This is a genomic window from Hominilimicola sp. (assembly GCF_046972485.1).
In the GTDB taxonomy this organism is placed as follows: domain Bacteria; phylum Bacillota; class Clostridia; order UBA1381; family UBA1381; genus Hominilimicola; species Hominilimicola fabiformis.
In genome coordinates this window covers 1-9,133 of the sequence record NZ_JBKVWU010000087.1, presented here as the reverse complement: position 1 = coordinate 9,133, position 9,133 = coordinate 1, and the positions used below count along the sequence as shown (strand labels likewise).

Here is a 9,133-nt window from a genome sequence, read left to right as displayed (position 1 = left end):
TCTGCTGTTTCTTCCGCCGGAGTTTCCTCAGCCGGTGCAGCTTCTTCAGCTGCAGGAGCTTCCTCAGCGCTCTTCTTTGCTATTAGGTCTGCGATTTCTTCGCCACCGTCAGCAATAGTTGCAAGCAATCTTGCAAGTGAAGAAATAGGTGAGTTCAAGCTTCCCATCATCTTTGCGATCAATGTATCCATGTTTGGTGTAGCTGCAAGCTTATTAACCTCGTCAAGAGAAATTACAGCGCCGTCCATGAAACCTGTCTTAATTTCAAGCTTATCGTTTTCCTTAGCAAAATCAGCAATAACCTTTGCAGGTGCAACTGCGTCTTCTGAAGAAACAGCGATAGCTGTCGGTCCGTGAAGTGCTTCATCAAGAGCATCAAGACCAACTTCCTTTGCAGCAAGACGAAGAAGTGTGTTCTTAATAACGAAATACTTAACGTTAGCTTCTCTAAGCTTTCTTCTAAGTTCAGTATCCTCTTCAACGTTCAAACCACGGTAGTCTACAAGCACGCCTGTCTGAGCAGCCTTCAAAATTTCAACTGTTTCGGCAACTTGTGCTTTCTTAGCCTCTAAAACCTTTTCACTTGGCATAATTCGTTTCACCTCCTGTAAGAATAATCACCTTTGAAAATCCAAAAGCAATGTCTTACATATAAAACAAAAAGCTCTCAGTCATAGACCAAGAGCTTTGTAATAGTCATTACTAAAACACCCTCGGTAGGACTTATGTCTGCAATGTACATTGCAAGCCGCCGACTGTCTACGGATTTTCAACTTTTATAGTATAGCATAATTTAAACAGCTTGTCAATAGTTTTTTTTAATTTTATTTCATTATTTTTGGATTATTTGTTCTCCCCAACATATAATCAGTGGATACGTCATAAAAATCTGCCAATATTATAAGTTTATCTATCGGTATCAGTAAAACACCATATTCATATCGTTGATAAGTATATGTTGCACAATTAATTATTTTAGCTACATCAGATTGTTTTAAATCATGGTCTTCTCTCAATTCTCTTAATATAACATTATAGTGTTTATTCAAGATTTTCACCTCAAAAAAATAATATCATATCATCAACATTCATATTGACAAATACCACATATATGTGGTATTATGATAAAAAAAAGAAAGGATTGTATACAAATTATGCAAACAGAAAAATATACCTATAATGGCGATAATGTATACTTTATTAGTAATACGCAAAATAATATATTTATATTCTATGCTCCCACCTTTGGAATTCTTATGAATATTAATAAGCCATTATATAAAAAAATGACAAATGCTTTAAACAATAATCTGTCAAAATTCCCCGAATTTGAAGTGTTACTAAATGAACAGTTTAAGCAGCGGTTGCCTATGGACTTTGATATAACTAAACTTAAATCTTCATATTTTCATTTAGCATTAGGATTAACCGAAAACTGTACATTGGGTTGTCTATATTGCCATGCAGATGCAGGCGAAGATAATCAAATGTCCACAGAACTATTAGATGCATCCATTCAATATGCTATAGACCAAGCCTCTAATCAAAACCTAAAGGGGGTAAATACTTCTTTCGCTGTAGGCGGAGAGCCAACATACAATCTATCACTATTAAAAAGAGCGGTTAGTTCCATCAAGCAAAAATGCAAAGAAAAAAATTTAAGATCTGTAATTTCAATGACCACAAATGCATATTACAATGAAGACATTGCTAATTATATCGCAAAAAACATTGACAACATTTTAATTTCTCTTGATGGATTAGCTGAAATTCAAAACAAACATAGACCAAGTAGAAATAAAAAACCGACTTTTGAAACAGTTATTAAAACAACAGATATTATTTTTAAAGAAAAAGGTCATTTATCAATTAGAAGCACCGTATCAAATGAAAGTCTCAAACAATTAAACGATTTTATTTCATTTTTGTTTGAACGATATGGGAATAATATAAACTTAGTATTGGAACCGCTTGTTCCTCTAGGCAGAGGTGCATCACTAAATGAAACCTCAATAATACAAGCTCCAAATCTAAATGAATTTGAAAAATATTTTTGGGAAGCCTACATATACGGTCAAAAATTAGGTATTAGAGTAAGTTCATCGTCTCTAAAAAGAGAACGTTTGGCATCTGGTTTCTGCGGTGCAATGTTTATACCATCATTTACGGTTACTACCAAAGGAATTATAACAACTTGCGAACGTGATAAAACTGGTGAAAATTATGGATATGCTCACTATGATTTTAACAATAAAACATTTATATTCAATCAAAAAGCAATTGATAGAAACAAGAATTTAGTTCAACTGCCTTCCAAATGTAATGATTGTATTTGTCTATATCACTGTGCTGGAGATTGTCCTGATGCAAGAAATATAGGATATAATCGATGTCAACTTAATCAGAACCTATTGATTAAAGAATTATGTTTTGAACTTTTAGGAAAGGAGGTGCATTTAAATGAATAATAAGATATCTGAATTAGAGAAAAAAGCATATGACTCAATGTCAAAATTCAAGGAAGCCGTATCAGGAGTATTAGCTATTCAAGCTATAACTTTTGAAGACAACTTGGTTTTAGCATCAGGTTGCGACAATTACGGTTGTACTTGCATCGCATATGAAAAATGTTGCGGTTGCTTTATTCAGTAATAAAAAGTACATAAAAAAACCGCTCATATTGTGAGCGGTTTTTAATTGCTATTAAATCAATTAGCCAATTTTAGCTGCATTAATCTTTATACCAGGTCCCATTGTTGAAGCTACAACAACGCTCTTTAGGTATTGACCTTTAGCAGCAGCCGGCTTAGCCTTAACGATTGCACTCATTAGTGCGTTAAAGTTTTCCTGAAGTTTTTCAGCACCGAATGATGCCTTACCGATTGGGCAGTGAATGATATTTGTCTTATCAAGTCTGTACTCAATCTTACCTGCTTTAATTTCGTTTACAGCCTTTGTAACGTCCATTGTTACTGTACCTGCCTTTGGTGATGGCATAAGTCCCTTAGGACCAAGTACCTTACCAAGACGACCAACAACGCCCATCATATCAGGAGTTGCAACAACAACGTCGAAATCGAACCAGTTTTCACCCTGGATTTTTGCTACTAAGTCAGCATCACCAACGTAATCTGCACCAGCAGCCTTTGCTTCGTCAGCCTTAGGACCCTTAGCGAATACCAAAACCTTTGAAGTCTTACCTGTACCATGCGGAAGTACAATAGCACCTCTGACCTGTTGGTCAGCGTGTCTTGAGTCAACACCAAGTCTGATGTGAGCTTCTACAGTTTCATCAAACTTAGCCTTAGCTGTCTTTGTAATAAGGTCCATAGCCTCATTTGTATCGTAAAACTTTGATTTTTCAACAAGCTTTACGCTATCTTGATATTTCTTTCCTCTAAACATTTCGTATCCTCCTTCGTGGTTAAACGAGATTTTATATCTCTCCCACTTCTCTTAACAAATTAGTCACCGATTAGAACGCCCATACTTCTGCAAGTACCTGCGATCATGCTCATAGCAGCCTCTACGCTTGCAGCGTTAAGGTCAGGCATCTTCTGTTCTGCGATAGCTTGAAGATCTGCCTTTGAAATTGTAGCTACCTTTGTCTTGTTAGGAACACCTGAGCCGCTTTCGATCTTACAAGCCTTCTTGATAAGAACTGCAGCCGGTGGTGTCTTTGTTACGAATGAGAAAGAACGGTCAGCATATACTGTAATAACTACAGGGATAATCAGACCTGCGTCCTTTGCTGTTTTTTCGTTAAATTCCTTTGCAAACTGCATAATGTTTACGCCGTGTTGACCTAGAGCAGGACCAACCGGTGGTGCCGGAGTTGCTTTGCCGGCAGGAATTTGTAATTTAATATAACCTGCAACTTTTTGTGCCATAATGGCCACCTCCTTGAATTTTTCATAGCATATCGCTATATGAATGTGGTAATTGCGGGCATAAAGCCCTCCCACTGTTACCAGAGGGATATTATAAACAGCATTTGCTGTCTATATCAAAATAATTTGATTAACTATTCCATATGTTCAACCTGTGTATAGTCAATTTCAACAGGGGTTTCACGTCCGAACATCGAAACAGCGACGTTAATCTTGCGTGTTTCATTGTTAATGCTCGTAACTTTACCCGAAAAGCCTTCCATAGGGCCTGATTTAATTGAAACAAGATCTCCTACGGTAAAATCAATATCTTTCATACGAATAACTTCAACGCCCATGCGTTCAACTTCTTCGTCCGAAAGCGGAACAGGTTTTGAACCCGGTCCTACGAATCCTGTAACACCACGTGTATTTCTGACAATGTACCAGCTTTCATCAGTCATTATCATCTTGATAATAACATAGCCTGGGAAAATCTTGTGCTGAACTACTTTCTTCTTATCACCGTTTTCCTCAATGACTTCTTCGGTCGGCACCTTGACATCAAGAATTAAATCCTGCATACCACGGTTTTCAACAGATTTCTCAATATTGGCTTTTACCTTGTTTTCATAACCCGAATATGTGTGTGCCACATACCATTTTGCTTCTTCTGCCATAACCGTTCTCCTTCCCTAACAATTCTTTTAATGAATTATAATATGTTAGTTAATAGTTGGAACAATTTTGCAAAACCAAAATCAAGTACGGACAAGATGATTGTAATTATTAAGATAAACACAATAATTACGCCTGTGTTATGAATAAGCTGTTCCTTGTTAGGCCATGTGACCTTTTTTAGCTCAGCCTTAGTATCCTTAAAGAATCTCTTGACTCTTGTACCAAAGCTTGGCTTATTTGCTTTAGATAAATTTGTATCAGCCATTTTTACACATCCTTACTCAATCAAAATTACTTGGTTTCCTTGTGAAGAGTGTGCTTTCTGCAGAACTTACAATACTTGTTCATTTCAAGTCTGTCAGGGTCATTCTTCTTATTCTTCATTGTATTATAGTTTCTCTGCTTGCATTCGCTGCACGCTAATGTAACCTTTACTCTCATTTTTTACACCTCCGCATTTATATATGTTCAGCTCTCTTTTCAAGCATAAAAAAAAGAGCTTTTATTCGAGCAAAATTATTATAACATTATTACAATTATAAGTCAAGCTATTTTTTCATATTTTTTCTTTTATTTTGTTTTTCACGTGTATATTTTCGCGATTTCCTGTATTTATGTACTTTTTTTTGTACTTTAAATATGATATAATTACCTTAATATATATTACGAAAGGATTAAAATTATGGGAGTCAGTATTATACGAGGCGCTATCTCCTCCGGCAAGAGTGATATGTGCCTTAAACAAATAAGTGAAATACACGAAAAAAATCCCGATTCAAAATGTATAATGATTATCCCTGACCATTATTCATACGAAACCGAACGAAAATTTGTTGATTTTTTCGGCGGTATAGGACTTAACAATATTGAAGTTCTTACGCTAAGACGTATGTCCATAAACTTTTTAAGTGCCAAACAACAAAACCATCTTACCGCCCCAGGTAAAATGATGCTTATATATAAGGCTGTTTCGGCGGCGTGCGACGAGCTTTTGAACGTAAAGGATATGGATATAAAACTTATCACCTCTATGCGTCAGCAGGGGTTTCTTGACGTTATGTCGTCACTGATAAGTGAAATGAAGCGTTACCTTATCGCACCCGAAATACTTTTTGAAAAGGCAAATGCATTAACGGACAACAAAACTTTAAAAAACAAACTGATTGCACTTTCAAACGTATTGGAGAAATATCTTTCTTACGTCGAAGAAAGTGGCTGTACCGACAGCGAGGACGACCTTTTTTATCTTGCCAACCGTATCGAAAACGGCACCGAATTTGACGAAAACACTTATATATGGGTAAATCGTTTTGACAAATTTATGCCGCAGCAGATTTGCGTACTTGAGGCACTTCTGAAAAAAGGCGTACATATGACGATAAGTGTATGCTGTCCTGTTACAGAATACGAGAACGAACGCGAAATTTATCTTCAGACCGAAAAGACTGTACAAAAAGTTTACGAACTGTCGCAAACATACGGTCTTGAAAACGAATACACCGCCTCTGACGGACTTTGTCACTTAAAAGGCAAAGACGACCTATACAAGCTTTTCAGATATTGGACAGAGGACTTTGTATATCCCGACAAGCCTAAAAATACGGCACTTTTTCAAAGTCGTGACACCTACGGTGAAATCGAACGAATTGCCTGCAAAATCGTTGACCTTGTCCGCGATGACGGCTATCGTTTTAAAGATATTGCACTGTTATGCGGTGATGAAAATGATTACAGACATCTTATAGAGGCTGTTTTCTCCGAATACGAAATACCGTATTTCACCGACAGAACAATCATTTTGAGTGACCACCCTATCGCAATGCAGATTTTATCTTTATTCGGTATTCTTGAAGACGATTGGAGCTATGATTCTGTTTTTCGTTATCTTCGTGCCGGTTTTATTTACAGAAAAGAACAACACGGAAAGTTAAAATTTTTCAAGTCGATTAATCAAGAAGAAATAGATATACTTGAAAACTTCGTGTTGAAGCACGGCATAAGAGGCGGTTCAAAGTGGCTCGGTGAAAAAGAGTGGCTTGGCGAAAACAATATCGTAGACACTGCTTTTCAAACAGAGTCTGAAGAAGATGCAAATGAAGTTATAGAAAAACTCCGTCACGAAATAGCCGCACCGATTGCGTCATTCAAAGAAAAAACAAAAGGCAGAAAAACGGCCGTAGAATTTGCAACGGCATTGTTTGAATATCTTGAGGACATCAACCTGTATAGCGGATTAAAATCCGACATCACAAAATTCCAAAAAGACGGCAAACTGAACGAATCCGAACAATTTACGAAAATATGGAACCTTATTCTTGATATATTAAATCAAGTCACAATCGCACTTGACGGCGACAAAATTAACATTTCGGAATTTGCGGAATATATAACGGTAGGTCTGTCGCAATGCGAAATACGCACTATTCCATCGGGTATTGACCAAGTGTATGTAGGAAGTGTGGAAAGGAGCAGTCATACAAGCGTTAAGGTAATGTTTATTGTCGGCGCAAAAAGCGGTACTTTTCCTACGGGTATTGCATCCGAGGGTTTTCTTTCAAACCGCGACAGATGCACTTTGCAGGAAGAATACGGCGTAACTCTTGCACCCGATACTAAAAAGAAACTTGACGAACAGTATTTTAAGGTTTACAGAGCATTATGCGCGGTAAGCGAAAAATTGTATTTCAGCTATTCAATTCAAAATGAAGAAGGCAAGTCACAATCACCGTCGCATATGATAAATGACATAATGCGTAAATTCCCTAAAATGACCGTATCGGATAACCTTTTAAACGACCCATTGAAAGACGGAATTTACATTTCCACCCCGCAAGCAACAATACACAGAATGCTTATCAATATGTCCGACAGATTTAACGGCAGTAAAAATCAGTTATGGGAAATCGTATACGATTGGTACAAACACCAAACAAAATGGAAACCTATGCTTTCGCTTATGAAACGTGCCGATTATTACAGTGAACGCGGTGTAATGCTTGACAGCGATATATCAAATATGATGTATGACGGCAAAATCACATACAGTGCAACGCGTATCAACACCTATGCCGCTTGTCCGTTCCAATACTTTTTAAGATACGGACTTAACGCACAAGAACGTGACGTGTGGGAAGTCAATTCTTCAAATATCGGAACATATGCTCACGAAGTTATCAGACAATTCTGCGATACCGTTGAGGACGGTGCAAATACAAACGAAGATAAAATAGACCGTTGGCGTAATTTGACTGACGAAAAACGTGACGATATTATAGGCGGTATTATAAATGAATCGTGCAGCAATCTGCTGTCGTCAGACGTTCGCGACAAAGAACGTACCGCGAATATTTTCACGCGCATGGGCAAAACAATTTCAAATGCCGCAATACTTGTTCAAAAAACACTTTCTGCCGGCAATTTTGCCGAGAACGGTATGGAATACGATTTTGAAGAAGATATTTCCGATACAGTCGCATTAAAAGGCAAAATCGACCGAATAGACATATGCCGCGACGGTGACAAATCATATCTTAGAATTATCGACTACAAGACAGGTAAAACGGTTTTTGATATAAAAAATATTTACAACGGCTATAATATGCAGATGGTTATATATGCCATTGCCGCAAAAATTAAACATGCCGACACTGATGTGGCAGGTATTTATTACACAGGTGTGCGTGATGAAATAAAGGAGCTTAACTCATCAACTACAGAGGACAATATAGTTGAGTCCAACAAAAACGCACTAAAACTTGACGGTGTAACATTCACGGACGAAGACGAACAACTTCAAACAAAACTGCTTTACAATATGGATAACAAATTCCTTGAAAGCGGTCAAGTTTCATTTACAAACATAAAAACAGGTACAAAAACAGGTTTTAAAGAAGTTCACACCACAGATGAAATTAACGGTCTAATGAAATATGTGGCTGATACAATTATTGAAATGGACAGCAATATCAGAAACGGCAAAATAAGCCTTAGTCCGTACACCACATCAAATTCAAGTGTATGTGATTACTGTTCTTACTCCCCTGTCTGCAAATTCGACCAAGACAGCTGTACACCGCGTATTGCGGATTCATCGGTCAAAAAAGAAGATATTTGGGAGATATTAAAAACAAAAGGCGCGGCGTTAAAAAACAACAAATCGAAAGGAGTTGACGAAGATGCCTAATTGGACAAAAGAACAAGAAAAAGCGATATATGAGCCGTCAGGCAAGAAAAACATACTTGTTTCCGCCGCCGCAGGCTCTGGTAAAACGGCGGTACTTGTCGAACGTATCGTAAATCTTATAACCAACTCCGAAAACCCTTTTCCGATAGACAGTATATTGGTAGCAACGTTTACGGAGGCGGCGGCTACCGAAATGAAAGAAAGAATTATAAACAGAATTAACAAATCATATCGTGAGGCACTTGAAAACGGCGATATTGCACAAAGCAAATATTTAAAAGAACAAATGCACCTTACAGCAGGTGCGGATATTAACACAATCGACGCATTTTGTTTACGTGTGGTCAAAAACAATTTTCACGTTTTAGGTGTTGATCCGAATTTCAGCATTATGGACACC

11 protein-coding genes and 1 other annotated feature are annotated in these 9,133 nt (G+C 37.3%); of the genes, 4 read left to right on the top strand and 7 right to left on the bottom strand.

The features are described from left to right. Positions 1 to 590 (bottom strand): 50S ribosomal protein L10 (gene rplJ / locus ACLTU0_RS08815; protein WP_412322091.1); only part of this gene is annotated, 590 nt, incomplete at its 3' end. Between the two features lie 58 nt (positions 591 to 648). Next, positions 649 to 783 (bottom strand) — a sequence feature (ribosomal protein L10 leader region). A 41-nt stretch (positions 784 to 824) separates the two neighbouring features. Beyond that, positions 825 to 1,058, bottom strand: coding sequence for a helix-turn-helix domain-containing protein (locus tag ACLTU0_RS08810; protein WP_412295001.1), 234 nt, complete (start codon positions 1,056 to 1,058; stop codon positions 825 to 827). Between the two features lie 96 nt (positions 1,059 to 1,154). Between ACLTU0_RS08810 and ACLTU0_RS08805 the strand changes: the two genes are divergently transcribed. Both ACLTU0_RS08805 and ACLTU0_RS08800 read left to right on the top strand, forming a co-directional pair. Then, positions 1,155 to 2,468 (top strand): radical SAM protein, encoded by a 1,314-nt coding sequence (locus ACLTU0_RS08805; protein WP_412295000.1) that lies wholly within the window; start codon positions 1,155 to 1,157, stop codon positions 2,466 to 2,468. Next, positions 2,461 to 2,652, top strand: coding sequence for a hypothetical protein (locus ACLTU0_RS08800; RefSeq protein ID WP_412294998.1), 192 nt, complete (start codon positions 2,461 to 2,463; stop codon positions 2,650 to 2,652). The genes ACLTU0_RS08805 and ACLTU0_RS08800 overlap by 8 nt, the downstream gene beginning before the upstream one ends. A 60-nt stretch (positions 2,653 to 2,712) precedes the next feature. Here ACLTU0_RS08800 and rplA read toward each other — a convergent pair whose 3' ends face one another. From rplA to rpmG, 5 genes are all read right to left on the bottom strand, one after another. Further along, entirely contained in the window at positions 2,713 to 3,405 is a 693-nt protein-coding gene (gene rplA / locus ACLTU0_RS08795) for a 50S ribosomal protein L1 (protein ID WP_022229960.1), read from the bottom strand. A gap of 59 nt (positions 3,406 to 3,464) precedes the next feature. Then, positions 3,465 to 3,890 carry a 50S ribosomal protein L11 gene (gene rplK, locus ACLTU0_RS08790; protein ID WP_022229959.1) on the bottom strand — a complete coding sequence of 142 codons (426 nt, stop codon included), beginning with the start codon at positions 3,888 to 3,890 and terminating at the stop codon, positions 3,465 to 3,467. 134 nt (positions 3,891 to 4,024) lie between these two features. Continuing rightward, positions 4,025 to 4,549, bottom strand: coding sequence for a transcription termination/antitermination protein NusG (gene nusG / locus ACLTU0_RS08785; protein WP_022229958.1), 525 nt, complete (start codon positions 4,547 to 4,549; stop codon positions 4,025 to 4,027). Between the two features lie 35 nt (positions 4,550 to 4,584). Beyond that, entirely contained in the window at positions 4,585 to 4,815 is a 231-nt protein-coding gene (secE, locus tag ACLTU0_RS08780) for a preprotein translocase subunit SecE (RefSeq protein ID WP_308456371.1), read from the bottom strand. Positions 4,816 to 4,841: 26 nt separating this feature from the next. After that, positions 4,842 to 4,991 (bottom strand): 50S ribosomal protein L33, encoded by a 150-nt coding sequence (rpmG, locus tag ACLTU0_RS08775; RefSeq protein ID WP_022229956.1) that lies wholly within the window; start codon positions 4,989 to 4,991, stop codon positions 4,842 to 4,844. Between the two features lie 241 nt (positions 4,992 to 5,232). On the opposite strand from rpmG, the gene ACLTU0_RS08770 reads away from it, so the two are divergent. Both ACLTU0_RS08770 and ACLTU0_RS08765 read left to right on the top strand, forming a co-directional pair. After that, complete coding sequence (locus ACLTU0_RS08770) at positions 5,233 to 8,733, top strand: PD-(D/E)XK nuclease family protein (protein ID WP_412322089.1); 3,501 nt, start codon at positions 5,233 to 5,235, stop codon at positions 8,731 to 8,733. Next, a partial coding sequence (locus ACLTU0_RS08765) for a UvrD-helicase domain-containing protein (RefSeq protein ID WP_412322087.1) occupies positions 8,726 to 9,133 on the top strand: 408 nt, incomplete at its 3' end. The genes ACLTU0_RS08770 and ACLTU0_RS08765, both read left to right, overlap by 8 nt.

Excerpts from the sequence above, each read along its gene's own strand:
- ACLTU0_RS08800 (WP_412294998.1), top strand. The coding sequence starts at position 2,461 with ATGAATAATAAGATATCTGAATTAGAGAAAAAAGCATATGACTCAATG.
- ACLTU0_RS08770 (WP_412322089.1), top strand. The coding sequence starts at position 5,233 with ATGGGAGTCAGTATTATACGAGGCGCTATCTCCTCCGGCAAGAGTGAT.
- nusG (WP_022229958.1), bottom strand. The coding sequence starts at position 4,549 with ATGGCAGAAGAAGCAAAATGGTATGTGGCACACACATATTCGGGTTAT.
- ACLTU0_RS08805 (WP_412295000.1), top strand. The coding sequence starts at position 1,155 with ATGCAAACAGAAAAATATACCTATAATGGCGATAATGTATACTTTATT.
- rplA (WP_022229960.1), bottom strand. The coding sequence starts at position 3,405 with ATGTTTAGAGGAAAGAAATATCAAGATAGCGTAAAGCTTGTTGAAAAA.
- rpmG (WP_022229956.1), bottom strand. The coding sequence starts at position 4,991 with ATGAGAGTAAAGGTTACATTAGCGTGCAGCGAATGCAAGCAGAGAAAC.
- rplK (WP_022229959.1), bottom strand. The coding sequence starts at position 3,890 with ATGGCACAAAAAGTTGCAGGTTATATTAAATTACAAATTCCTGCCGGC.
- secE (WP_308456371.1), bottom strand. The coding sequence starts at position 4,815 with ATGGCTGATACAAATTTATCTAAAGCAAATAAGCCAAGCTTTGGTACA.